We start from the raw sequence: 23,977 nt of genomic DNA, 5'->3' as shown, positions 1-23,977 counted from the left end.
AAACAGTCCCGCTAGCGTTTAGTGCTCTTCTGGCGGGTCTTTTTCACTTGACGACCTGCCTTCAGGTCGTTGTCCTGCTTTACCTTCTGGCGAGGTGTTTTCCGGTCTACCTTGAAGGCAAACGGGTTCTCGGCGGAACGGAACTCAAAGCGGATCGGTGAACCGGTGACATTCAGCACTTTGCGAAACGTATTTTCAAGATAGCGTTTGTAAGAGCCAGGCAAGGCATCTGTCTGGTTGCCGTGGACAACAATAACCGGCGGGTTAGAGCCACCCTGGTGTGCATAGCGCAATTTTATCCGGCGCCCACGAACCATTGGGGGCTGATGTTGCGCAATCGCATCTTCCAGAATTGCCGTAAGCCGGTTGGTCTGCCACTTCGCCATGGCTGACTCATAACAAGCCTCCACTGACTCGTACAGAACCCCTACCCCCGAGCCGTGCAGCGCAGAGATATAGTGCTTGTCAGCATAATCCAGAAAGTCCAGACGACGCTTCACCTGCTCCTTCACTTTGGCGCGGGCTTCCGGATCCATTCCGTCCCACTTGTTGACTGCAATCACCAGTGAACGGCCGGCATCGAGAACGAAGCCGATAAGATGCAAATCCTGATCAACCAATCCTTCACGCGCATCAATAACCAGTATCACAACATGGGCATCGTCGATGGCCTTCAATGTTTTGATAATGGAAAACTTCTCCACCGCTTCATTCACATTCTTGCGGCGTCGAATACCTGCGGTATCGATAAGGGTGTACTGCTTTTCGTGGCGCTCATAAGGGATATAAACACTGTCCCGGGTAGTACCAGGCATGTCATAAACAATCACCCGATCCTCGCCCAGCATACGGTTGACCAGCGTTGATTTACCTACGTTGGGACGACCGACAATGCCTATGCGAATACCAGGATAACGATCCGCCCGATCAGCGGCTTCACGCTCCTCTTCAGAAGGTAGAAGCAATTCAAGCATCGATCGTATGCCGCGGTTATGGGATGCAGCAACCATAAACGTTGAAGAAAACCCAAGGCTATAAAAGTCAGCCGCAGCGACATCGGGATCCTGCCCATCGGTCTTGTTAACCACCAAATGGGCTGGCTTGCCCGACCGGCGCAGGTGATCCGCAATTATCTCATCGCCAGCAGTTAGGCCAGCCCGACCGTCAACCAGGAACAGAACTATGTCTGCTTCGTCTACGGCCTGCATGGACTGCCGGGCCATTTCGAGATCCAGCCCTTCTTCTGTACCCGTCAGACCGCCGGTATCAATAACGATAAAGCGCTGGTCTTCGTAGGTGCCCTCACCGTATTTGCGATCCCGGGTCAGGCCGGGAAAGTCCGCCACCAAAGCATCGCGGGAGCGCGTCATCTGGTTGAATAACGTCGACTTGCCAACGTTCGGCCGGCCAACAAGGGCAATTACTGGGGTCATAATGGTTCGCTATGAAGTTATTTTAGGCTCTGCCTTTTGGCAGAGCCTTGAGTACGAACGGATCCGCTCCGTTCTCTCAGTGTGAATACAGACAGTTTACCGCCGTTTCCGAAAACCATCAGGTTGCCATTCGCCAACCGCTGTAATGGAACCCGGAGTCCATCGCTATCATAGTGCGTCTGACCAACAAGGCGCCCATCATCTGCAGACAATACATGCAGATAGCCTTCGTAGTCGCCAACAACCAGATAGTTTTCGTAAACAGCCGGCTGGGTCAACTGGCGCCAGGATAACTTATCCTGAAGCCATACTTCTCTGCGGTCCGAGCCACGATAAGCTACAACATCGCCGTTAGCAGATGACATATATATATTGCCACCCCCGATCATCGGGGCTTGCAAGCTGGATGCCTTACGGCTCCATATTTCCTGCCCAGTGCGTATATCAACCAGCGCAAGCTTTCCCTGATATCCCGCAACCATTATTGCACTCTCGAGCACCAAAGGTTGACCCGCAATATCCACAAGCCGCTCAAGTTCCGTCCGCCCCTGAGGCTGCCCAACTTCGTACTGCCACAATGGCTGCCCTGAGTCGGCCGCCAACGCCATTAGCTTTCCGTTGGAGAACGCCGCAATCACCACATCGCCGCCCACCAATGGAGCGGTAGCAGCCCGCAGAGACAACGCAGGTACAACTCCGTCATACTGCCAGAGTATTTCGCCATCAGCTGTATCAAACGCGAGGACTCGCCCATCCGTTGTTTGAGCCACTACCAGCGATCCGTTCGATTGCGGTGCCGCCAAGGCCTCTGTGGGCAAGGCGCTACGCCATAGCTCCTGCCCATCTTCACGGGAAAGCGCGACCAGATCTGCTTCACGGGTGACCAGGTAGAGTTGTTCCAGATCCCCACCAACACCGGCGAATATGCGGTCTTGAAGCTCGCGCTCCCATAGCAACTTACCAGTTTCCGAATTTACGGCAACCAGCTCGCCATCCGCAGAAGCCGCGTACACAACGTCTCCCGCATTCAATGGTGCCAAGTATAGAAAATCGCCATCATGCCCGTCGCCGACGGACATCTCCCAGACTGTTTTGAGCGTAACGGAAGTATCTACTTCAGGAACCGGCACTGGTTGCTCAAAGGTATCGGTTGTGCTGCACCCGGTGATACCCAGTGCAGCTACCAGGGCTGAAAAAACACCAGCCCGGAACAGCCTGTTACCCGCAAACTTCATCAGGCCTCCTCTCCAACACCAAGATCAGACAGCTTGAGCTCCAAAATACCACTGCGGCCTTGCTGGCTTTGTTCACGGGCAGCCAGATAAGCATCCAGTGCACCTTTCTTGTCGCCCTTAACCAACAGAATGTCACCACGCAACTCAGAGAAAATTGCAGCAAAAGCGTCAGCGCTTTCAACATCGCCAGCACCATCGATGGTTGCCAGTGCATCATCATAACGCTCGGCAGAGAATTGAGCGCGGGCCAGGCGGTTACGAACCACCAGCGCCAGTGCTTTATGGTCACCGGCTTTTGCCAGAGCCCACTCCAGTGAAGCAACGGCTGCTTCCGCATCCTTGCCTTCAACCAGCTGCTGACGGGCCAGAATCAAATTGCCATAAACTGCGTAAGCACTTTCGGCATGATCTTCACGCAGCGTGTTCGCAACGAAGTCCACCGTTTCGCCAGCAGTGTCATCCGCTTGATTGCCAAATGCGTTTAACAGCGTGGCAAACTGGTTAGCAGCTTCCGCTCGCTGTTGTTCCTGATGGTTCTGCCAAGCCTGCCAGCCGAACACAATTGCGAGGGCGGCACCGATACCAATGAGCAGAGAACTGCCATTTTTCTTCCACCAGTCCTTGATCGCCTGAACCTGTTCTTCTTCGGTGCGCATTTCCGCCATGATGACTCCTGTAATGGTTTTTTACTTTTATATTGATGCGAATTCAGTTCGCCAGGGCTTTCGCAAGCACCGATGCAAGATCGCTCTGTGCCACACTGCTTTGTTCTTCATCGGAACGCAGCGGTTTGAGACCCACCGTTGCGTTCTCTATTTCATTGTCGCCCAGAATCACTGCGTACCGAGCGCCACTTTTGTCTGCTTTTTTCATCTGACTTTTGAAGCTGCCACCGCCACAGTGGCTGATCACCACTCGACCTTCCAGCTGATTACGCAGTGTTTCCGCAAGCGCCATTGCCGGTGCTAACGCTGTATCGCCCATAGCGGTTACGTAGACATCCGCATTGCTGTTTGCTTCTTCCGGCACAAGCCCGAGGGTATCCAGCAGTAAAATGAGACGCTCCAGCCCCATGGCAAAACCAACAGCCGTAGTCGGCTTCCCGCCAAGCTGCTCAACAAGACCGTCGTAACGGCCGCCCGCACAGATAGTACCTTGGGCGCCAAGACTCTCGGTAACCCACTCAAAAACGGTTTTCCCGTAGTAATCGAGCCCGCGTACCAGAGCTGGGTTAACGGTGTAGACGATACCCGCAGCATCCAGAAGCTGTTTCAGGCGATCGAAATGCTCACGTGACTCTGCATCAAGATAGTCTTCAAGGCGCGGCGCATCGGCAAGCAACTTGCGGGTGCCCGGGTCTTTGGTATCCAGAATGCGAAGTGGGTTGGTGTCGAGTCGTCGCTGGCTGTCTTCATCTAGCTCCGATTTGTACTGCCCCAAGTATTCAACCAATGCCCCACGAAACTCCTTGCGGGCAGCAGATGATCCGATTGAGTTGATTTCCAGGCGAGCATGATCGGTAAGGCCCAATTCCCGCCAGAGTCTGGCAGTAAGAATCAGCAGTTCTGCGTCAATGTCCGGGCCCTGAATGCCGAAACACTCAACGCCAATTTGATGAAACTGACGATAGCGCCCTTTTTGTGGCCGCTCATGCCGGAACATCGGCCCGGTGTACCACAACCGCCGGGTCTGGTTGAACAGCAGCCCGTGCTCTTCAGCAGCCCGTACGCAGCCAGCCGTACCTTCTGGCCGAAGCGTCAGGCTATCGCCGTTACGGTCCTCAAAGGTATACATCTCCTTTTCGACGATATCGGTCACTTCGCCAATGGAGCGTTTAAACAGATCTGTCTGCTCGACAATGGGCATCCGGATTTCCTGATACCCATATTGCCGGAGCACTTTGCGCGCAGTGGACTCAACAAACTGCCAAATGGGTGTCTGCTCTGGCAGGATGTCGTTCATCCCGCGTATTGCCTGAATCTTAGCCAATGTAAACCCTTAATTCCTGCTGGATAATCGTGCCTGCTCGATTACTTGCCCGAGCGCGCAATAATGGCATCTTCCTGTTCTTTTTTCCGGGCGATTTCTTCACGAATCAGCCGCTCAAGATCATCCGTAAGATTGGCATTGTCGAGCTTTTGATTTGGTTTTCCCGCCCTGTAAAACAGGTTCTTTGGGCTGCCTCCGGTTAGCCCGATATCCGCCACTTTGGCTTCACCGGGACCGTTGACGATGCAGCCGATGATGGCAACATCCAGTGATTCGTTCACGTCTTCCAGTCGCACTTCCAGATCATTCATGGTCTGGATAACGTCGAAGTTCTGACGGGAGCAGCTCGGGCACGCGATGAAATTAATGCCCCGACTACGCAAGCGCAGGCTTTTGAGTATATCGAAACCGACCTTGATTTCCTGGACCGGGTCTGCGGCCAGAGACACTCTGATAGTGTCGCCAATACCGTCCATCAACAACATACCAAGACCGATGGATGATTTAACGGTACCTGCCCGAAGCCCGCCGGCTTCAGTTATGCCCAGATGAAGCGGCTGGTCAATCTGGGTGGCGATCTTGCGGTAGGCTTCTACCGTCATGAACACTTCCGATGCTTTCAGACTCACTTTAAAATTCTGGAAATCATGCCGATCAAGAATGTCGATATGGCGCATGGCAGACTCAACCAAAGCGTCCGCAGTGGGCTCGCCATACTTGCGCTGAAGCTCTTTTTCAAGTGAACCGGCATTTACGCCAATACGCATAGGTATATTGCGATCACGGCAGGCACTGATTACGGCGCTCACCCGGTCGTCGCGACCAATGTTACCGGGGTTTATGCGCAAGCAATCAACACCCAGCTCAGCAACCCGAAGCGCTATTTTATGATCAAAGTGGATGTCTGCAACCAACGGCAGAGACACCCGCTCGCGAATCTTTCCGAAGGCATCAGCAGCTTCCATTGAGGGTACAGATACCCTGACAATGTCGGCACCCGCTTCCTGGAGCGCAGTAATCTGACCCACCGTTGCGTCAACATCGCAGGTATTGGTGTTGGTCATGCTCTGAACGGCTATGGGCGCATCGCCACCAACGGGAACATCCCCAACCATGATTTGGCGGGATTTGCGTCTTTTGATCGGGGATTCGTGTTTCATGTGCTTACGACCGAGATAGATAAATGCAAAAAAGTGTTCAGATTGTCAGTGTGAACTCAGACCGATTGTTCACCACCGGGAAGTCCCTTATGTCCACAGACTCGCCCTGAAAGCGAATCGTATCCACGGTACTTACTGCGCCAATAACAACCTTTAACGGGGGTTTGCCGGCTACTTGAAGTGTATCACCTGCTCTTTGCAGGGAACTGGCCAGACGATCTCCAGTGGCGTCACTTACCTGTACCCAGCAGTCACCTGTAAATGCAATTTCCAGCACGCCGGATACAGGCCCAGAGCTTTCCGTAACCGGAGGCTGGGCCAGAGCTGGCTCTATGGTTTGAGCCACAACGGGTACCTGGTCTGAAACTTCAGGCTGCACCACAACCTGCTCAGGCTCAACATCCCTGCCAACCAGCTCGGCCGCTGGGGCTTCATCAAGATATCCAAGATCAGACTGAATCTCGTTATTGCCACCACTATTACTGCCGGGATCATCAGGTATGCTGATGCTATCTTCTGGCAGCGCGTCATCCGGCTGCGACATTACACCCGTTTCTGCCGGAAGCTCGGCATCTGCTTGGCCCGCAGTAAACTTCGGCATAACAAACATAACCACTAAAGCGCCAATAGCCACCAATGCCGCAAACAGCAAAAAAAGCTTGGCGATTCGACGCTTCCTGCGCCTCCGGCGCTCAATATCAATAAGAGGGTTGGCTTCAAGCTCCCGGGCTTTTTGAATTCGCGCAGGTTCAAGTTCAACATTTAAATCAGCAATAATGGCATCTGCATCCAGGCCGACCTGTTTAGCATAGGCTCGAACATAACCTTTAAGGAATAGCTCGCTGTCGATTTGTGCGTAATCGCCATTTTCAATAGCCTGGACAACACCATTTCTTAAATGCTGGGCATCAGCAATCTGGGCAATGCTTAATCCTTGCCTTTCACGAGCCCGCTTCAGTTGCTGGCCAACGGCTTCATTCGCTGCATCTTGTTGGGAGTCATCACTTGTCATTTGAAATCAGCGCCTTGTATTGTTGGTACTCTACTGACTCCGGGTACTTGTTCTTCAGCTGCAGAATCAGGCTTGCTTCCTGATTTCTATCACCGGAGTATCGCGCAATACGAATACCCGTAAAAAGACTCTCAGGCGAATGCTGCAAATTCGGGTTACGCTGCATGATCGACAGAAGGCGGTCATAATAGCGCTTGGCCCCGGCCACATCGCCCGAGTCGACCATTACCCGGGAAAGCGAAAGCAAGGAGCGCGCATCGCCACGGGAAAGCTCCGTCGCGCGACGATAGGCAACAATTGCACCGTCCTGCTCCCCAAGACGCTCCTGTGTCATACCCAGATTGTAAAAAACAGACCCACGGTCTTTGTAACTCGTATCTCTGGAAGCTGCGCTAAATTGATTGCGCGCCTCTGAAAACCGCTGTTTGGAATAAAGAAAGGCGCCATAATACACTCTTGCACGTGTGTATCCGGCGTCTTTGGAAATTGCTTTCTTGAAGCTCTCTTCTGCAAGCTCCGACTCGCCATCAGCGTTATAAATCAACGCAAGAGTCGCCAGGGCCTGCGGGCTGTTTGGCTCAATCTCAAGAGCACGGTCCAGATGATGCCGCGCGCGCTCAATATTACCTTGGCCAATATAGGCCGAGGCAAGCTCAACGTAACTATCAACAGCTTTCTGGCGGTCCGCTTCACGGGAAAAACGGTTATCCGTAGTGGTAACACACCCGGTGACCAGCAGAGCAACCAACAAGGCCGCTGCCGCAGAACATCGTCCATTTAGCAATTTCATAGCCACAGAATGCGTTCCTCGCGGGTTAAACATTGCAAGTGTCCGATCAGGAATTCACCTGCTGAACGTTGATGTATCGCTGGCTTCTACGGGTACGGTCTTCAACCTGTCCAACAAGCTGTCCACACGCCGCATCAATATCATCGCCGCGGGTTGTTCTGATGGTAGCGATGTAGCCCGCCTCATTCAGGACAGCCTGAAAACGCCGGGTAGCGTTCATGCTAGGCCGACGGAAGTCGCTTTCCGGGAACGGATTAAAGGGAATGAGGTTGATTTTGCAAGGAATGTCCCGCAACAACTCAGCCAGCTCGTGAGCATGCTCTGGCTTGTCATTCATGCCTTCAATAACCGTATACTCAATGGTCGCTTTACGCTTATCAGGAAGACGGCTGAAATAGCGTTTTGTGGCCGCCAAAAGCTCCGCAATCGGGTACTTTTTGTTAAGCGGCACCAGCTTGTTTCTCAACTCATCATTGGGCGCATGCAAGGAAATGGCCAGTGAAACATCGGTAACTTCCGCAAGCTTATCAATGCCCGGCACCACGCCCGAGGTACTGAGAGTTACCCTGCGCTTGGAGATACCGTATGCAAGATCCTCCATCATAAGATTCATTGCATCTACCACGTTGTCAAAATTCATCAGGGGCTCTCCCATTCCCATCATGACAACGTTGGTAATTGGCCGGTCAGGGCCCGGCTCAAATGGCATGAAGGCTTTGCGCGCAACCCATACCTGCCCGATAATTTCGGCAGCCGTCAGGTTTCTGTTAAAACCACGCTTGCCCGTTGAGCAAAAGGTGCAGTCCAGGGTGCAGCCGATTTGCGAAGACACACACAAAGTGCCCCGCTCACCGTCTGGAATCAGAACAGTTTCTACACTGTTGCCGTTATCCATGCGCATGACCCACTTGCGTGTGCCGTCTTTCGATGTTTCATCGTAGACAACTTCCGGACCACGAATTACGGCTATCTCCTTGAGTTTTTCCCGTAGAGATTTACTCACATTGGTCATTTGATCGAAGTCATCCACACCCCGCTGGTGCATCCACTGGAGCATTTGAGTAGCACGAAATCGCTTCTCGCCCAGGGATTCAAAGAAAGCCTCAAGCTTTGCTTTGGGCATTCCCAGCAGGTTGGTCTTTTCAGCAGCGGCTGTCATTTTATAACCTCGATCAGATAATCAATGCGGGAGCCGCCGACGGCAGCCCCCGACCAACAAAATCAGCCGCGCGGGCAGATTTCGTTGTCACTGAAGAAATAAGCAATCTCACGCTCTGCAGAAGCTGCAGAATCGGAACCGTGAACCGCATTCGCATCAATAGATGTAGCGAAGTCTGCGCGGATCGTGCCGGCATCCGCTTCCTTCGGGTTAGTTGCACCCATCAGGTCGCGGTTCTTCAGGATTGCGCCTTCGCCTTCCAGAGCCTGAACAACAACAGGACCGGAGGTCATGAATGCAACCAGATCGTTGAAGAAAGGACGCTCTTTGTGCTCAGCGTAAAAGCCTTCTGCCTGCTCCTGGGTAAGGTGCATCATGCGTGACGCTACAATGCTCAGGCCGGCTTTTTCAAAGCGGCTGTAGATTTCACCGATCACATTTTTTGCAACTGCATCGGGCTTGATAATAGAAAGCGTGCGCTCATTAGCCATGGTATTTCTCCTAGAGGGTTTGGGTTATGGAATACGGATGAATTTCAGGCCTGCGATTATACGCAGTCAGAGGCCCACTGCCTACCGCACTGCGCGAAGGCGGGTAACAACTTCAACAATTTGCGCGCTGGCGAAGGCAATTTCCTCAGACGTGGTAAAACGCCCGATCGAAAATCTCAGTGCACGATGGGCTAACTCTTCGCCCAATCCAATACCGAGAAGCACATATGAAGGTGCCAAGGTGGCGGAGGCGCAAGCAGAACCAGATGACACAGCGAGATGCCTGAGACCAAGCATGAGAGATTCGGCATCTACACCATCAAAGGAAAGGTTAATTATTCCGGGCACACGGCAAGAGTCTGAACCGTTGAGGGTTATCCCCGACAGCCCATCAAGGCCACCGAGAAATTCAGCACGCAAGGCTTCGAGCTTGCCGATTTCTTCCTCAAGACAGAGCTGGGAAATTGCGAATGCCTTCCCCATGCCAACAATCTGGTGCGTCGGCAGGGTTCCCGAACGCATACCACGCTCATGGCCCCCGCCATGAATCTGGGCTTCGATACGAACATCCGGCGACCGCCTCACATAGAGCGCGCCCACACCTTTGGGTCCGTATACTTTGTGGCCGGAGAGAGACATAAGATCCACCGGCATAGTGGTGACATCAACGGCGAGCTTACCAGCGGCCTGGGCTGCATCGACATGGAACAAAACACCACGGTTGCGAAGCTCCGCACCAATAGTGGTTATGTCAGTTACACAACCCAACTCATTGTTCACAAGCATCAGGCTCACCAGAAGAGTTTCTGGCTTAAGCGCATCAAATACCTGCTGCGGCCGGATCACGCCATCACGTTCAGGCTCCAACCACGTAACTTCAACACCGCGGCCCTCGAGCCATTTACAGGTATCAACAACCGCCTTGTGTTCAATAGTAGAGGTTATGACGTGGGCTTTATCTCGACCCGCAACCGCGCCTTTGATGGCGAGATTATCAGATTCGGTAGCTCCTGAAGTCCAGACTATTTCACGAGGATCCGCATGAATCAGGCTCGCCACCTGACCTCGAGCAGCCTCTACAGACGCTTCAGCCTGCCAGCCAAAACCATGGGAACGGGACGCCGGATTACCAAAGAGGCCATCCGGTGTCAGGTACTTGATCATCTCTTCCGCTACGGCAGGATCAACGGGTGTTGTTGCAGCGTAATCGAGGTATACAGGCTTTTTCATAGAATACAGAGGTTTGATTCAGGCGGGCGCCTGATCTATCAGACGCTCGGTATTAATTGTGTCAGAATCACCTTCGGCTTGCCGGCGGTTCTGTCGGTCCGCAACCTGGCGGATTTCATGTCTTTGCATCAGATCTCCGAGACTGATCCCGCTAAGAAACTGATGAATCTGATCACTCAAGTCAGACCACAGGTGATGCGTCAGACATTTTTCACCATTCTGGCAATCGCCCTTATTTCCACACCGTGTGGTATCCAGCGACTCACTGACCGCATCAACCACTTCGGCAATGTAAATACTGGCTGCACTTCGGCTAAGGTGATAACCACCGCCGGGCCCACGAATACTTATCACCAACTCCCGGCGACGAAGACGTGAGAAGAGTTGCTCCAGATAGGAAAGCGATATTTCCTGACGGGCTGAAATATCCGCTAGAGTTACTGGCCCCTGCCCCCCGTGGAGAGCAAGATCGAGCATTGCCGTAACGGCGTAGCGGCCTTTAGTAGTCAACTTCATGGCATCAGCCCCATGATGGGAATGAATCTCAGTATGCGAGACTGAGTATGAATTGACCAAGTAATTCAGTCAAGTATTCAGCCGCGATCCTCACTTTCATCACGCACGCAATCAAAATCGTCTTCATCCAGCACCGGAAGCTCTCCATTCTGGTATTCACTATTCACCTTGCGCAGTGCCTTGCACATGATTTCAATGCGATCATCCACCGCATGCATGTGATCCAACAGCGCACGCATGGAGCGAGCAACAGGATCCGGCATCTCTTCGGTCACGCCGTAAGCATCAAAACCCATGCGCTCTTCCATAACCTTGCGGCGGGCATCGTCTTCCATTTTTTGCTTTACGATAATCCGCCCGGGGATTCCCACAACAGTTGCACCGGCGGGAACCGCTTTGGTTACCACTGAGTTAGATCCAACCTTGGCACCCTCGCCTACCTCAAAGGGCCCCAGTATTTTCGCGCCTGCACCAACGACCACACCGTTACCAATCGTGGGATGCCGCTTGCCCTTATTCCAGCTTGTTCCGCCGAGCGTCACACCTTGGTACAGCGTCACATCGTCGCCAATAATCGTCGTTTCCCCAATAACCACACCCATGCCATGGTCAATAAAAAAGCGCCGACCAATCGTAGCGCCCGGATGAATCTCGATACCCGTAAACCATCGCGCCAAGGTCGATATTGTGCGAGCCAGCCATTTTAGCCCGACATTCCATAGCCAATGGGAGAACCGGTGAATAAGCAGAGCATGGAGCCCCGGGTAATTCGTGAGTACCTCAAAAGTGTTCCTGGCAGCAGGATCTCGATGAAAAACGCTATTTATATCTTCTTTCAAATGCCTAAACATGGCCATTTCCCTGCCCGGTCAGTCTGTACTGGCCTTGGTTGAATTGGTGTTCCCGGATGCGCCTGCGGCCTTTTGAACGGCACTCAAAATGCCCCGAAGGATGTTGATTTCCATCTGATCAAGCTTTGCGCGCTGGAACAGTCGGCGCAAGCGAGACATCAACTGCCTGGGATTATCACGACGATGGAAATCCACATCATGTAGGGTCTGCTCGAGGTGGCCAAAAAAACCTTCCACATCACCAACCTTGGCGGGCGGTACATCCCAGCCAGCATCTCCCGGCGCCAACATGGGCTTTAAGTATGGGTTGTCTTTGCCATCTTCAAGATTACGCAAGAATAGCATGCGCAATTCGTAGCACATGATCTGAACTGCCATAGACAGGTTCAACGAACTGTAATCCGGGTTCGTCGGAATATGAATATGGTAATGGCATAGGTGGAGCTCATCGTTACTCAACCCATGATTTTCACGCCCAAACACCAGCGCCACTGGCCCTGCGAGACTTTTCTCGGCAGCAATCCCGGCGGCCTCCGGCGGCGGCAATACTGGCCAGGGAATTTTCCGACCTCTGGCACTGGTACCCATCACCATAATGCAGTCTTCAAGCGCCTTATCCAGGGTTGGAACCACCTGGGCCCTATCAAGTATGTCGGAGGCTCCGGCTGCTCGGGCGTATGAGGCTTCATCTGGAAAAGAATTGGGATTGACCAGCCAAAGATTGGCCAGCCCCATGTTTTTCATGGCCCGTGCGACAGCCCCGATGTTTCCGGAGTGAGAGGTCTCAACCAGGACAATTCGAATTTTATCCTGAAACGCGTCTGGCCCTTCCAGAGGCGGAGATGGCTTATGCATTGGTGACTAGCCCGAGGTTAAAATTTAAGGGCCGCAATGATAGCAGAAACCAGATACCTTCTGCGCTCCGGATATTCACTCACATAGCAACATCCGTGCTTTTCCTGAGTCAAAAAACATACAAGGAGGGGGATCTTTTGCTATCATACCCGGCCTTCACACACCCGGATAACGAACACACAGATGCAACCAGCTATTAAAATGGCCCTGCGCGTCGCGCGTCAAGGGTCGGATTACCTGAAAGCCCACTTCGAGCGCCAGGAGCCTACCGGAAAAGACGACGACGAGCGTCGCTTCCAGTTGGACCGGGTCGAGCAATCCATTTATGACAACTTTGCAGAGCAACTCGAAAAGGCCTACAAAGATCACACCATTGCGCCCCTGAACGAATCAGACGCCGGAACCAGCGAACGTAGCTGGCATATTTTCCCGGTATTGGGACGCGAAAATTTCCTTCGTGGCATTCCTGAATTTGCTCTGGCACTGGCTCAGAAGAAAAACAACCGCACGGAAAACCTTCTTCTGGTTAACCCGGTTACCGGTGAGGAATACTCTGCCAGCCGTGGCCGAGGCGCCGCACTGAATAGCCGCAGAGTTCGGGTATCTGACGTCAAGCATGCCGAGAAAGCTGCATTTGCAACCAACCTGCTTGATCAGGCACGTAAAAGCGAGAACCCGCTGCTTTGGGGCGAGATGGCCGCAGTGCTGGCTCAGAACTCCTCCATGTTTCGCACATCTGGCTGCGTGGTTCTCGATATTGCGCGGGTCTCCGCTGGCCTTCTCGATGCTGCAGTCATCTTCCGCCCAGATGCCGTTGATCTGGACCTTGGCGTAGCCTTGGCAATGGAGTCCGGTGCTCTCACCGCAGACTTCTCGGGCAACCCTTCAACAGATAAGGCACGCCAACTCGTCGTTGCGAACCCGAAGCTGTTTCGGGAAGTTCTCAAGGTATTGCACCCATTCCGTGGTCGCATGCCCGCCTGAGCTGAATACGCTTAACCCCTGAGCTGAGCCAAAGCCAAGTTCAGGGCACAAAAAAACCGCCAACTAATTAGTGGCGGTTTTTTTGTGCCCGGGTTATTAACCCGGGACCTGGATTACATACGGTCAAGCCATTCCGGTGGCTGTTCCTCTTCATCACCTTCCCCAGTGCCCTCTTTAGCAGGCACCATAAGATCCTCGCGAGAAACACCCATTACCATCAGCAAGTTGGCAGAGACATAGATAGATGAGTAGGTACCCACCACCACACCAATAATCAATGCCAACGCAAACTTGTTAATGGCTTCGCCTCCGAAGAAATACAGAGCCAGAAGAACCACCAACGTAGTACCAGAGGTGTTTATGGTACGGGCAATGGTCTGATGAATAGACTCGTTGATGATATCCCAGGATTCTCCCACCCGCATTTTCCGGAAATTCTCCCGAATACGGTCAGCCACAACGATGGTGTCGTTCAGCGAGTAGCCGATAATCGCCAGCAGAGCTGCAAGAACCGTAAGGTCAAACGTCCACTGAAACAGCGCGAAGATTCCAAGAACGATAATAACGTCGTGACCCAATGGCACTACCGACGCAATACCAAACTTGAACTGGAACCGCATGCCCACATAAATGAGCACCACCGCAAGCGCGATGAGAAGCGCAAGGCCGCTGTTCTCTTTAAGCTCGTCGCCCACTTGCGACCCTACAAATTCGGAACCTATCAGCTTCAGGTCGCCACCGTTTTTGGTCAAAACGCTGACAATCTCTGGAGCCAACTGGTCGTTACCCGATTCATTGAGGCGCACAAGAACAATCGTATCCGCACCGAAGTTCTGTACAACAAATTGATCGTAGCCAGCCTCTGTAAGGGTTGAGCGCACCTCATCCAGTTGCGGCGCTTGTGCGTATTCCAGTTCCACCGACGTACCGCCGGTAAAATCCATGCCGAAGTTGAGGCCGCGGACTCCAAGCAACACGATAGACGCGACCACCAAAGTAATGGAGATTACGGAAGCAATTTTCCGAAACCCCATAAAATCGAACTTTTGCTTCTGATCATCAGACATTGGCGAGCTTTCCTCCGATCGACAGTTTCTCGACCCTGCGGCCGCCATAAACCATATTGACGATACTGCGGCTGACCATCAGTCCTGAGAACATGGACGTCAAAATCCCGATACACAGTGTCACCGCGAACCCTTTTACCGGGCCTGAGCCCATTGCGAAAAGGATAATGGCCACAAGTAAAGTGGTAATGTTCGCATCAAAGATCGACACAAAAGCACGAGAGTAGCCCGCGTTTATAGCAAGCTGCGGCGACACACCCGATTTAAGCTCTTCTTTTATACGTTCGAATATCAGAACGTTAGCATCGACCGCCATACCCACAGTCAGAACGATACCGGCAATACCAGGCAGCGTTAGCGTCGCGGAAAGGATGGACATACACGCTATCAGCAGCATCAGGTTGATGGTCAGAGCGATATTCGCCACAACGCCAAACCCACGGTAGTAGACCAGCATGTACAGCAACACAAGAATGAAGCCCAGAGCCACCGACATCATGCCGGCATCAATGTTCTTCTGACCCAGGCTAGGTCCAATAGTGCGCTCCTGAACAAAGTACATAGGCGCCGCCAAAGCACCTGCACGCAACAGCAGCGCAAGCTCGGACGCTTCAGGTATCGAATCCAGCCCGGTGATGCGGAAGCTGCTACCTAAAGCAGATTGAACAGTCGCGAGGCTGATAATGCCTTTCTCAACGACCCGCTTGTCGACTTCAACAGGCTCACCATCAACCATTCTGGTTTCGGTTTCCGTGCGGAATTCGATAAACAGAACAGCCATGCGCCGCCCTATTGCATTCCGCGTAGCGCGATTCATCAGATCGCCCCCGATCGAGTCCATCGTAATGCTAACTTGTGGCTGACCATTCTCATCAAAGGCCTGCTGCGCGTTTGCAACGTTGTTACCGGTAGCGATTGTGTCCCGCTCCAAACGAGCAGTACGCTGGCGCTCATTCCGGAAACTGAACTGCTCGGTTTCACTGGCAGGTGCATCCTGCCGCGCCTCCATACGGAATTCCAGGTTCGCCGTGGCTCCAAGTACCCGTTTTGCCTGAGCGGTATCCTGAACACCCGGAAGCTCAACAATAATCCGGTCTGCGCCCTGCTGTTGAACCAAAGGCTCTGCAACGCCCAGCTCGTTCACTCGATTGCGAATAGTGGTCAGGTTTTGCTCGAGGGCATACTTTCGAATGGCACTTACTTCTGCTTCGGAAAGCGTAAGGACAATCTGAAACTCATCGCCGACAGTCTTTTCATCCAAAAGAAACTCATTGTACTGACGCTTGATGAGGTTAAAGGCTTCGGTACGCGACGCTTCATCGCGGAAGCTCAAAATGATATCGCGAGTACCTTTAACATCGCCTCCGCGGTAGCGGATGCGTTCTTCGCGGAGTTCGCGCTTGATCTGACCAGAAACTGCTTCCAGCCTCTGACCAACGGCAGTATCCATATCCACTTCAAGCAAAAAGTGGACGCCGCCACGCAGATCAAGGCCAAGCTTCATTGGCCCCGCACCCAGACTCTTGAGCCAGGCTGGCGTAGACGGTGCCATGTTCAATGCAACGAGATAATCTCTGCCAAGAGCTGCCTGAACGGCAGGGCGGGCACGCAACTGATCATCGGAACTGGTTAACCGTATAAGGGCATCCCGATCCTCAAGCGTGCTGCTTTTAACCTCAATGCCATCCGATTCCAGCGCTTTAACGGCTCGTTCGAGAACAGCGGAGTTCACTTCGGTGCTACTACGGGCACCGGTGATCTGTACAGCGTAATCATCGGGAAACAGGTTGGGTAAAGCGTAGATAAACCCGATCACGACCGCGACCAGGATAATCAGGTTTTTCCAAAGCGGGTACTTGTTCAGCATGGGATCCCTTGTAGCCGGCCCAAAAGCCGGCCTTGGTGTTTCAGCCAGAAAGGTTCAGGCCGGCGGGTATCAGGGCCGGCCAGAGAGTCCTTGCTCAGATATCTTTGAGCGTACCTTTAGGCAGTGCGGCAGCTACAGCTACTTTTTGTACCTTTACTTCAACATTGTCAGCAATCTCAACAACGATGAAGTCGTCAGCTACTTTGGTGATCTTTCCAGCAATGCCGCCAGAGGTAATCACTTCATCACCCTTGTTCAAGCCAGACATAAGTGACTTGTGCTCTTTGGCACGCTTGGACTGTGGGCGCCAGATCAAAAAGTAGAAAATAAGGATAAAACCGGCGAAAAAGATAACCTGACCCATAACACCCATACCACCAGCGGCAGGAGCCGCCTGAGCCATAGCCAGTGCAGGCATCATTGCGATCAGGCCGGCCAAAAACAACTTGACTGATTTCATCAAAACTCTCCGTTGATTAAGAAAAGGATTTACTCACTACCCATGGCTGGCACTGTCTCGCCGCGCAGAGCATAGAAGTCATTTATAAAGCTCGACAATGTACCTGCTTCAATGGCCCCGCGCAATCCAGCCATGAGGTTCTGGTAGTAGCGCAGATTGTGGATTGTGTTCAGCTGGGAGCCCAGCATTTCCCCACACTTATCCAGATGATGCAGGTAACTTCTAGAAAAATTCTTGCAGGTATAACAGTCGCAACGATCATCCAAAGGGCCCGTATCATGGCGATTCTTGGCGTTTCGGATCTTTACGATTCCGGTGGACGTGAACAAGTAGCCATTGCGGGCATTCCTTGTGGGCATCACACAATCAAACATGTCGACGCCACGGCGCACCCCTTCCACGAGATCTTCCGGCCGCCCAACTCCCATCAGATACCTGGGCTTATCAGCCGGCATCCTGGGTGGCAGGTGGTCGAGTATGCGGATCATATCCTCTTTGGGCTCACCAACGGAAAGACCACCAATGGCGTAGCCATCAAAGCCTATATCCGTCAGCCCTTCGAGAGAACGATCGCGCAGCGATTCATACATTCCGCCCTGAACAATGCCAAACAGCGCTGAAGAACTGTCTCCATGAGCGTCCTTGCTACGCTTTGCCCAACGTAGTGAAAGCTCCATGGATTCTTTTGCCTGCTTTTCTGTCGCCGGGTAAGGCGTGCACTCGTCAAAAATCATGACGATATCAGAGCCCAAATCGCGCTGGACCTGAATCGCAATTTCTGGCGACAACTCGACTGGAGATCCATCTACCGGAGAACGAAACGTCACCTTCTCTTCAGTGATTTTTCGCATCTCCCCCAGGCTGAACACCTGAAAACCACCCGAATCCGTGAGGATCGGCCCCTTCCACTGAGTAAAATCATGGAGGTCACCGTGGGCCTTTATCACTTCCGTACCAGGGCGCAACATCAGGTGAAACGTATTGCCGAGAATAATTTCTGCACCGGTTTCGTGGATATCCCGGGGCAACATTCCCTTTACCGTGCCGTAGGTGCCTACGGGCATAAATGCCGGTGTTTCAACGGTTCCACGGGGAAAGCTCAGCCGACCGCGACGGGCCAGGCCATCTTCCGCCAGCTTTTCGAATGTCATAAAACAGGACTGGCTCACGCTTTATCTCCGGAATTGAATGATGATGGGCTGCCCGCATGTGCATGCTCATCGGGCGCGCCCCGTAGCATACCCCTGCTCGGCTCCTGCCCGGTAATGAACATGGCGTCGCCGTAACTGAAAAACCGATACTTTTCGGCAATCGCTTCCTTATATGCCTGCATTACATGCCCATACCCTGCGAACGCACTGACGAGCATAATCAGTGTGGATTCAGGCAGGTGAAAGTTAGTGACCAGTGCATCTACGGTCTGAAATCGGTAGCCGGGGTATATAAAGATATTGGTTTCACCCTGGAAGGCTTCCAAACGACCGCTCCGGCTAGCAGATTCAAGGGATCGCACAGATGTAGTACCAACGGCGATCACTCGCCCTCCCCTTGCCCGGGTGCGATTAACCGCATCCACTGCCTCTTGGGACACATGCACTATTTCACTGTGCATAACGTGCTCATCGATATGATCAACCCGCACCGGCTGAAACGTGCCCGCCCCTACATGTAGGGTAACAAACGTACTTTCAACACCCCTGGTCTTTAAAACATCCAAAATTGTCGAATCAAAATGCAAACCCGCTGTCGGCGCGGCAACCGCTCCAGACTCTTTCGCGTAAACGGTTTGATAGCGCTCGCGGTCAGTTGATTCATCGGGACGATCAACATAAGGCGGCAGCGGCATATGCCCGATGCGCTCAAGCAGCTCCAACACCGGCTCACTTGCCTCACTTTCAAGATGGAACAAGGCATCGCTTCGCCCCGTCATGCGCAGTGCACTGCCATCCTCAAGGATCACCTTTTGGCCTTCTTTCAATGCCTTGGAGGCACGAACATGGGCAACAAGATCATGCTCACCAGTGACACGTTCAACCAACACTTCAACCTGGCCACCGGTTTCCTTTTTTCCGAACAGCCGGGCAGGGATAACCCGGGTGTTATTAAAAACAAGCAGGTCGCCTGGCTGGAGTAAATCCGGAAGATCGGTAAAAGAGCGGTGTGTCGTGTCGCCGGTAATACCGTCAAGACAGAGCATACGGGAAGCGCTACGCTCCCTGAGAGGGTACCGGGCGATGAGATCATCCGGGAGATCAAAGTGAAAATCGGAGACGTTCATGGACCAGACTATTCAAGGCGCCGCATTACTGCGACTTGATTGGGGTAGCGGCAGATGCCAATTCCGGATCGCTGCTGGCTAATTTCCGTAAGTGGCTGATTTAGTTGGATTCACCCACTTACGGAGGCGGCATAGTATCGCACGCACACCAGCCTGGTTACAACCACACAGCGCGCGCATACCACGCCGCAGCTCACCGTAACCACTCAGGCCTGAATGCCCTTACGGACCCTTCTTTACGTGGGGCAAGGTCTTTTCAAGTGCCTTAACAATAACTGCCCCGAAGTCTTTGGCAGCAGCATCTATGGTCTTCGGGTCAACGGTGCTGGAATACAGCTGCCAAACAGGCTTGGCGGAGTCGGTATCAAACAGTGTCGATTTCAATGCATAGGTGGTTGTTTCTTCGTATTCAGCCGGTACAACTGTTGTCTGCATATAGGTAGATGCAGCGAGCGGCCCAACTGATGTAACAATGGGCTGATAGTTTACCTGTTCTGGCACGTATCGTGATTCGCGCTGCTTACTCACAAGCGAAACCACCATCACACCGTCGTATGCTCCATTTCGGGCATCCTCAGCAACGAGCTGCTGCAGCCTGGTGGGGTCACCCCAGGGGATATCAGAGTTAGACACAGGAAACGGACTGGCTTTGAAATTATGCGCGTTCAGTTCCGCAACAAGCTCGGCTTCAATCATCGAGCGGTTATGCTCTTTTTCCGTTACTGCAAACACCATGACGCGTTTATAGTCTTTATCAACCTCTGAGACTGCGTCAATGCGTTCAACCTTCGTACCGGGGCCGGCGCACCCGACCAGAAGTGCAGCAATAAAAAAGCAGGCATATTTCATCATCGCCGTAGTTCCTTTCATACTCTTCCTCTTGATTCTTTGAAGGCCATAGCCAGACCTTTTCTTATTCGGTTGCTCGAGACTTCGGACGCAAATCAAGAACATTATAGTTCAGCAGGTCCCAGGCGACCTATCAATCGCCCACGAAATTCTCAATTTAGTGAACTGAGTAGGAATGCTTCCCGCCCCTTCCCCCCCCAATCCCCGGGAAACAGACAGGCACAAAAAAACCAGCCTTGAAGCTGGTTTTGTGTTTCTCTTTTTAACCAAAAACCTTCGTAAGATTTTGGTAGCGGCGGGCGGACTCGAACCGCCACACTATTTCTAGCAACGGATTTTGAATCCGTCGTGTCTACCAATTCCACCACGCCGCCAACGAAGAGTGGGGGAATTATACTTAGCCTGATCGCGAAAGCAAGACACTGAGCCTGCAAGTTTTCCTCACAGGCTAAACATTTTACAGCCGGTCAAATAACGACAGCTGGGAAACCTGGGCAAACGACTGCTGGGCTGCCTGCAACACAAAGCTCTGGAAGCTCAGGTTACTGATTGCCTCTGCATAATCCACATCTTGCAGTTGTGAGCGAATCTCATTGGTGTACACAGAGGAGTCTGCAAGAAAGCTCTTGGTAGACTCAATTGCATTCATTCGACCGCCGAGCTCTGTCTGCTTGAGAATAAAGCTTTCCTGAGCATTATCGAGATTCACCAGAGACTGCGCGATCAAATCGTCATATTCGGCTTGACCTTCCGGAGTGCCTTTATTGATCGCATCCAGGCCGGCAATCAGGTTTTCGATGGTACCGAAAACGGATTGTTTCTCACCTACCTTCAGTGTGAACGTATCAGGCGAACCTGGAGTTGCTCCGGCAATACTTGCCTCGATCCCGGCAACAACAAACACACCTCCATCCTCATAATCCGCCGGACTAACAGGCAGGGGGCGTGGTGGAGTGGTGCTGTCGTCGAAAGCTAACACCTGTGGCGGCACGCTGTTATCGACCTGAAGCGTTATATCATTGGGGAATCCGTTCGGAAACGCAGCAACCAAATCGGCTTCGTTAACTACCTTAACGCCTGAAATAGATTCTCCCGCAGGGGCTGGACCATCAAACTGCCCAGTCACTGCCGCTGGCACATTGACAAATATACCCTTGCCGTTGTCACTGATCGGTACAGTCACACCGTCATCTATTTCAAGAACCCGCTGCCCTTCATCGCCATGGTATTCGTACTTGCCTTCGGCATTTTTCTGAAACGCCTGCACCGACCCCTGGAACCCACTGAAAATATACTCACCTGAGGAATCCCGGGTATTGCCGATGTTGGCAAGCTGCCCTAGCCGCTCCTTCATTTCGGAAGAAATCGACTTGCGATCATTGGGGGACAGAGCCCCGTTACCTGCCTGCACCGTCAACTCGCGGATCCGTTGTATTACGTCGATCGCGCTTGTGAGCGTATTTTCTTCCTGCTTGAGCCGGTTATCCGCAAGGTTCACGTTGCGCTCGTAGGTTTTAACCCGGGTCAGCTCCTGATCCAGCTTGAGAATGCGAGCCGCAGCCACCGGATCATCCGAGGGCTTGTTCACCCGTTTACCCGTAGATATCTGTTGTTGCGTGTTGTTCAGGTTACTGTTCAACTCCTGCAACCGGTTGATACCGCTTGAGAACACCTGTTGTGATGAAATTCTGATCATGTCACATCACCTCGTCTGTTACCGGAACGTCTGCAACAGCGTATTGAACAAATCCTGGGCCACCGATATTACCTGCGCCGAAGCGTTGTAAGCGGCCTGGTACTGAATGAGCCTGCCGGCTTCCTCATCAAGGTTGACCCCTGAAACCGACTCGCGCTGAGCAGTGGACTGCTCGAGCAGTGTCTTGCCCGCTGAAAGATCAAACTGGCTCTGGCGGGTTTTTACACCAATATCCTCAACTAAACCGGCGTAGCCTTCGGTGAAGCTTTGGCTTTTGCCGTTCAGCGTATTGGCTGTACCGAGCGCAGCCAGTCGTTCAGCGTTGCGGTTGTCTGACACGCCGTTGCTGTTGAAATCAATCTCGAAGGTATCGCCGTCCGCAGGCTTACCCGTCACCTTGAACTGAAAGCCCTGATAGGCAGCACCTGCGGCAGGGTCATCACTGAACAACGTTATGTTGTCGCCACGGTTGAACGCGGTGGTTGTGCTCACGAACCCTGACGTTCCGGAAACCGTGTAGGTCATGGCATTCGGGTTGTTAGGGTCTGGCACATCAAACGTGATTGTCAGCGGACCATTCGCCAGTTCGCCCGTCGTTTGGAATCCTGGCAACAGCGAACCCGTAAAAGGATTACGCACATCGAGCATGGTGCCCTGATCAATTTTCGCAGTTCCGACATTCTGATCGCCAGACGTCGCCCGTATTGGGCTGGCAAATGCCAGGTCTTCTTCCCGACTTACCTGCAAGCCCATGGACTCGGCAGCGTTTCGGCTCGGTTGAATCAGGTACTTGTCACCCGCGTTGAAGGTGCCACCTTCAATACGAATATTAAAGCCGGGCATGGAAATTTCCGACTGCACGGGATTTGGCAGCCGGCCCTGATTAACAACTTCCCCGCTGGCCTTGTCGATAAGCTCAAAACTGCTGCCGTCACCACTAAACTGCAGTATCCAGCTACCCGCAGGTAGCTTTGTGCTGTCAGTAATCTCAACCGCCAACTGCCCATCTTTCGGCAACTGATTGTTCGCGTTGGCCACTACACGGCTTCTTTGAACAGCCAGATCATTAATGTCGTTGAAAAACAGTCCACCGAGATCCCCCTCAAGGTCCATCCCGATTTCGTGCTGATGGTTCACACTGGCCGCAAGCCCGATGGCGATCCGGCCCAGTTCATCAAACGCGGGTTTAAGCGCCTCATCATCAAAGCGTCTTAAACCACCAAGCTTTCCACCGGTGATCTGCTCATCAATATTAAGAGTGCGACCACCGGTACTAAGTGTGAATTCCAGGCGGGTCAGATCTTCCGCGTTATTCCGGGTACCGAGCTGAGCCGCGTTATTTCCAACCACAAGGGACAGCCCGTTGGATAGAGAAACGTTAACCTGGCTGCCCTCTGTTTCGGTTACCCGGATATTGACCAACTCAGAGAGCTGGCGCAGTTTTTCATCACGCTGATCCAGCAACTCATTTGGCATTCTGCCTTGGGCCAACCCCGGGGATTCCGAGATCGCCAAGTTAAGATCGGCAATGCTTTTCAACAAGGTATTGGCGTCTTTAACACCCTGCTGCATTTGTGTTTTTACAGATTCCCGCTGCTGAATGAACTCCTGGCTCAGCGATTGAAACCGGTTAACCACCTGCTTGGCTTCGCTCAACACAAGCTGGCGCTGTGGCAGGGAGGCTGAGTCTTCTGCCGCGTTCTGCAGGCTCGCAAAAAAGTTATTCAGGGCATTGTTCAGCCCCGTGGTCTCGCCACCCAGCAAGTTGTCGAGCCGGCGCAGTTCGGAATTCAACGTTTGCTGCTCGCCTGTCAGGGTACTGTCTTCCCGAACCTGCTGCACAAGGAACTCATTTGCCAGCCTGCGAATGTCTATAACGCTGACACCCGTGCCGATGGTTCCGGCGCCGGTTCGGTTCCCCTGCTGAGTTTCGAACACCACTTCCTGCCGACTGTAGCCAGGCGTATTCGCGTTGGTGATGTTGTTGCCCGTAGTGTTCAAGGCACTCTGATGACCAAGAATACCGGTCAGGCCAATACCAATCAGTCCCGCCAT

At 52.8% G+C, this 23,977-nt stretch carries 22 protein-coding genes and 1 tRNA gene; 1 reads left to right on the top strand and 22 read right to left on the bottom strand.

All coding sequences use genetic code 11. The features are described from left to right. Positions 1-11 precede the first annotated feature (11 nt). The 13 genes from der to trmJ form a co-directional block, all read right to left on the bottom strand. Positions 12-1,433: a ribosome biogenesis GTPase Der gene (gene der, locus Q0824_RS01140; protein ID WP_298446938.1), complete on the bottom strand. Its 1,422-nt coding sequence runs from the start codon at positions 1,431-1,433 to the stop codon at positions 12-14. Positions 1,434-1,450: 17 nt separating this feature from the next. Beyond that, complete coding sequence (bamB, locus tag Q0824_RS01135) at positions 1,451-2,668, bottom strand: outer membrane protein assembly factor BamB (RefSeq protein ID WP_298446937.1); 1,218 nt, start codon at positions 2,666-2,668, stop codon at positions 1,451-1,453. Then, complete coding sequence (locus Q0824_RS01130; protein WP_298446936.1) at positions 2,668-3,333, bottom strand: tetratricopeptide repeat protein; 666 nt, start codon at positions 3,331-3,333, stop codon at positions 2,668-2,670. The genes bamB and Q0824_RS01130 overlap by 1 nt, the downstream gene beginning before the upstream one ends. Before the next feature lie 43 nt (positions 3,334-3,376). Further along, a complete protein-coding gene (hisS, locus tag Q0824_RS01125) occupies positions 3,377-4,657 on the bottom strand; it encodes a histidine--tRNA ligase (RefSeq protein ID WP_298446935.1) in 1,281 nt (426 codons plus the stop codon). 41 nt (positions 4,658-4,698) lie between these two features. Further along, positions 4,699-5,817, bottom strand: coding sequence for a flavodoxin-dependent (E)-4-hydroxy-3-methylbut-2-enyl-diphosphate synthase (gene ispG, locus Q0824_RS01120; protein ID WP_298446934.1), 1,119 nt, complete (start codon positions 5,815-5,817; stop codon positions 4,699-4,701). Positions 5,818-5,854: 37 nt separating this feature from the next. Beyond that, positions 5,855-6,829: a RodZ domain-containing protein gene (locus Q0824_RS01115; RefSeq protein WP_298446933.1), complete on the bottom strand. Its 975-nt coding sequence runs from the start codon at positions 6,827-6,829 to the stop codon at positions 5,855-5,857. Next, the gene (gene pilW, locus Q0824_RS01110) at positions 6,819-7,619 is read right to left on the bottom strand and encodes a type IV pilus biogenesis/stability protein PilW (RefSeq protein WP_298449475.1); all 801 of its coding nucleotides are present in this window, start codon (positions 7,617-7,619) and stop codon (positions 6,819-6,821) included. Before pilW ends, Q0824_RS01115 begins: the two co-directional genes overlap by 11 nt. A 46-nt stretch (positions 7,620-7,665) precedes the next feature. Next, positions 7,666-8,778: a 23S rRNA (adenine(2503)-C(2))-methyltransferase RlmN gene (rlmN, locus tag Q0824_RS01105; protein ID WP_200204985.1), complete on the bottom strand. Its 1,113-nt coding sequence runs from the start codon at positions 8,776-8,778 to the stop codon at positions 7,666-7,668. Between the two features lie 62 nt (positions 8,779-8,840). After that, positions 8,841-9,269 carry a nucleoside-diphosphate kinase gene (gene ndk, locus Q0824_RS01100; protein WP_200204986.1) on the bottom strand — a complete coding sequence of 143 codons (429 nt, stop codon included), beginning with the start codon at positions 9,267-9,269 and terminating at the stop codon, positions 8,841-8,843. Between the two features lie 81 nt (positions 9,270-9,350). Beyond that, positions 9,351-10,499, bottom strand: coding sequence for an IscS subfamily cysteine desulfurase (locus Q0824_RS01095; RefSeq protein ID WP_298446932.1), 1,149 nt, complete (start codon positions 10,497-10,499; stop codon positions 9,351-9,353). A gap of 18 nt (positions 10,500-10,517) precedes the next feature. Next, positions 10,518-11,015 carry a Fe-S cluster assembly transcriptional regulator IscR gene (iscR, locus tag Q0824_RS01090; RefSeq protein ID WP_298446931.1) on the bottom strand — a complete coding sequence of 166 codons (498 nt, stop codon included), beginning with the start codon at positions 11,013-11,015 and terminating at the stop codon, positions 10,518-10,520. Between the two features lie 77 nt (positions 11,016-11,092). After that, entirely contained in the window at positions 11,093-11,866 is a 774-nt protein-coding gene (cysE, locus tag Q0824_RS01085; RefSeq protein WP_298446930.1) for a serine O-acetyltransferase, read from the bottom strand. 18 nt (positions 11,867-11,884) lie between these two features. Further along, positions 11,885-12,721, bottom strand: a complete 837-nt coding sequence (trmJ, locus tag Q0824_RS01080; protein ID WP_298446929.1) for a tRNA (cytosine(32)/uridine(32)-2'-O)-methyltransferase TrmJ — start codon at positions 12,719-12,721, stop codon at positions 11,885-11,887. A gap of 183 nt (positions 12,722-12,904) precedes the next feature. Here trmJ and Q0824_RS01075 point away from each other — a divergent pair, with 183 nt between their 5' ends. Then, positions 12,905-13,705, top strand: coding sequence for an inositol monophosphatase family protein (locus tag Q0824_RS01075; RefSeq protein WP_298446928.1), 801 nt, complete (start codon positions 12,905-12,907; stop codon positions 13,703-13,705). A 113-nt stretch (positions 13,706-13,818) separates the two neighbouring features. On the opposite strand, the gene secF is transcribed toward Q0824_RS01075, so the two are convergent. From secF to flgK, 9 genes are all read right to left on the bottom strand, one after another. Next, on the bottom strand, positions 13,819-14,772 hold the full coding sequence (gene secF / locus Q0824_RS01070; RefSeq protein ID WP_298446927.1) for a protein translocase subunit SecF: 954 nt from the start codon (positions 14,770-14,772) through the stop codon (positions 13,819-13,821). Beyond that, a complete protein-coding gene (gene secD, locus Q0824_RS01065) occupies positions 14,765-16,639 on the bottom strand; it encodes a protein translocase subunit SecD (protein WP_298446926.1) in 1,875 nt (624 codons plus the stop codon). Before secD ends, secF begins: the two co-directional genes overlap by 8 nt. A 94-nt stretch (positions 16,640-16,733) precedes the next feature. Next, entirely contained in the window at positions 16,734-17,099 is a 366-nt protein-coding gene (gene yajC, locus Q0824_RS01060) for a preprotein translocase subunit YajC (RefSeq protein ID WP_298446925.1), read from the bottom strand. Positions 17,100-17,128: 29 nt separating this feature from the next. Next, a complete protein-coding gene (gene tgt / locus Q0824_RS01055; RefSeq protein ID WP_298449473.1) occupies positions 17,129-18,250 on the bottom strand; it encodes a tRNA guanosine(34) transglycosylase Tgt in 1,122 nt (373 codons plus the stop codon). Positions 18,251-18,264: 14 nt separating this feature from the next. After that, positions 18,265-19,377 carry a tRNA preQ1(34) S-adenosylmethionine ribosyltransferase-isomerase QueA gene (gene queA, locus Q0824_RS01050; RefSeq protein ID WP_298446924.1) on the bottom strand — a complete coding sequence of 371 codons (1,113 nt, stop codon included), beginning with the start codon at positions 19,375-19,377 and terminating at the stop codon, positions 18,265-18,267. 222 nt (positions 19,378-19,599) lie between these two features. Further along, positions 19,600-20,247, bottom strand: coding sequence for a hypothetical protein (locus tag Q0824_RS01045; RefSeq protein WP_298446923.1), 648 nt, complete (start codon positions 20,245-20,247; stop codon positions 19,600-19,602). Positions 20,248-20,513: 266 nt separating this feature from the next. Then, positions 20,514-20,600 (bottom strand) — tRNA-Leu (locus Q0824_RS01040). A gap of 83 nt (positions 20,601-20,683) precedes the next feature. After that, entirely contained in the window at positions 20,684-21,922 is a 1,239-nt protein-coding gene (flgL, locus tag Q0824_RS01035) for a flagellar hook-associated protein FlgL (RefSeq protein WP_298446922.1), read from the bottom strand. Between the two features lie 18 nt (positions 21,923-21,940). Beyond that, positions 21,941-23,977: a flagellar hook-associated protein FlgK gene (flgK, locus tag Q0824_RS01030; RefSeq protein ID WP_298446921.1), complete on the bottom strand. Its 2,037-nt coding sequence runs from the start codon at positions 23,975-23,977 to the stop codon at positions 21,941-21,943.

Origin of the sequence: uncultured Marinobacter sp., from assembly GCF_947488835.1 — a bacterium.
Lineage (GTDB): Bacteria > Pseudomonadota > Gammaproteobacteria > Pseudomonadales > Oleiphilaceae > Marinobacter.
Note: the sequence above shows the minus strand (reverse complement) of the source record. Positions and strands in the feature narration are given on the sequence as shown.

Bases quoted from the DNA above. Each gene is read 5' to 3' on its own strand.
- secD (WP_298446926.1), bottom strand. From the start codon at position 16,639: ATGCTGAACAAGTACCCGCTTTGGAAAAACCTGATTATCCTGGTCGCG.
- queA (WP_298446924.1), bottom strand. From the start codon at position 19,377: ATGAACGTCTCCGATTTTCACTTTGATCTCCCGGATGATCTCATCGCC.
- rlmN (WP_200204985.1), bottom strand. From the start codon at position 8,778: ATGACAGCCGCTGCTGAAAAGACCAACCTGCTGGGAATGCCCAAAGCA.
- yajC (WP_298446925.1), bottom strand. From the start codon at position 17,099: ATGAAATCAGTCAAGTTGTTTTTGGCCGGCCTGATCGCAATGATGCCT.
- secF (WP_298446927.1), bottom strand. From the start codon at position 14,772: ATGTCTGATGATCAGAAGCAAAAGTTCGATTTTATGGGGTTTCGGAAA.
- flgL (WP_298446922.1), bottom strand. From the start codon at position 21,922: ATGATCAGAATTTCATCACAACAGGTGTTCTCAAGCGGTATCAACCGG.
- Q0824_RS01045 (WP_298446923.1), bottom strand. From the start codon at position 20,247: ATGAAAGGAACTACGGCGATGATGAAATATGCCTGCTTTTTTATTGCT.
- der (WP_298446938.1), bottom strand. From the start codon at position 1,433: ATGACCCCAGTAATTGCCCTTGTTGGCCGGCCGAACGTTGGCAAGTCG.
- tgt (WP_298449473.1), bottom strand. From the start codon at position 18,250: ATGACATTCGAAAAGCTGGCGGAAGATGGCCTGGCCCGTCGCGGTCGG.
- Q0824_RS01075 (WP_298446928.1), top strand. From the start codon at position 12,905: ATGCAACCAGCTATTAAAATGGCCCTGCGCGTCGCGCGTCAAGGGTCG.
- Q0824_RS01130 (WP_298446936.1), bottom strand. From the start codon at position 3,333: ATGGCGGAAATGCGCACCGAAGAAGAACAGGTTCAGGCGATCAAGGAC.
- pilW (WP_298449475.1), bottom strand. From the start codon at position 7,619: ATGAAATTGCTAAATGGACGATGTTCTGCGGCAGCGGCCTTGTTGGTT.
- cysE (WP_298446930.1), bottom strand. From the start codon at position 11,866: ATGTTTAGGCATTTGAAAGAAGATATAAATAGCGTTTTTCATCGAGAT.
- Q0824_RS01115 (WP_298446933.1), bottom strand. From the start codon at position 6,829: ATGACAAGTGATGACTCCCAACAAGATGCAGCGAATGAAGCCGTTGGC.
- bamB (WP_298446937.1), bottom strand. From the start codon at position 2,668: ATGAAGTTTGCGGGTAACAGGCTGTTCCGGGCTGGTGTTTTTTCAGCC.
- iscR (WP_298446931.1), bottom strand. From the start codon at position 11,015: ATGAAGTTGACTACTAAAGGCCGCTACGCCGTTACGGCAATGCTCGAT.
- Q0824_RS01095 (WP_298446932.1), bottom strand. From the start codon at position 10,499: ATGAAAAAGCCTGTATACCTCGATTACGCTGCAACAACACCCGTTGAT.
- trmJ (WP_298446929.1), bottom strand. From the start codon at position 12,721: ATGCATAAGCCATCTCCGCCTCTGGAAGGGCCAGACGCGTTTCAGGAT.
- ispG (WP_298446934.1), bottom strand. From the start codon at position 5,817: ATGAAACACGAATCCCCGATCAAAAGACGCAAATCCCGCCAAATCATG.
- ndk (WP_200204986.1), bottom strand. From the start codon at position 9,269: ATGGCTAATGAGCGCACGCTTTCTATTATCAAGCCCGATGCAGTTGCA.
- flgK (WP_298446921.1), bottom strand. From the start codon at position 23,977: ATGGCGGGACTGATTGGTATTGGCCTGACCGGTATTCTTGGTCATCAG.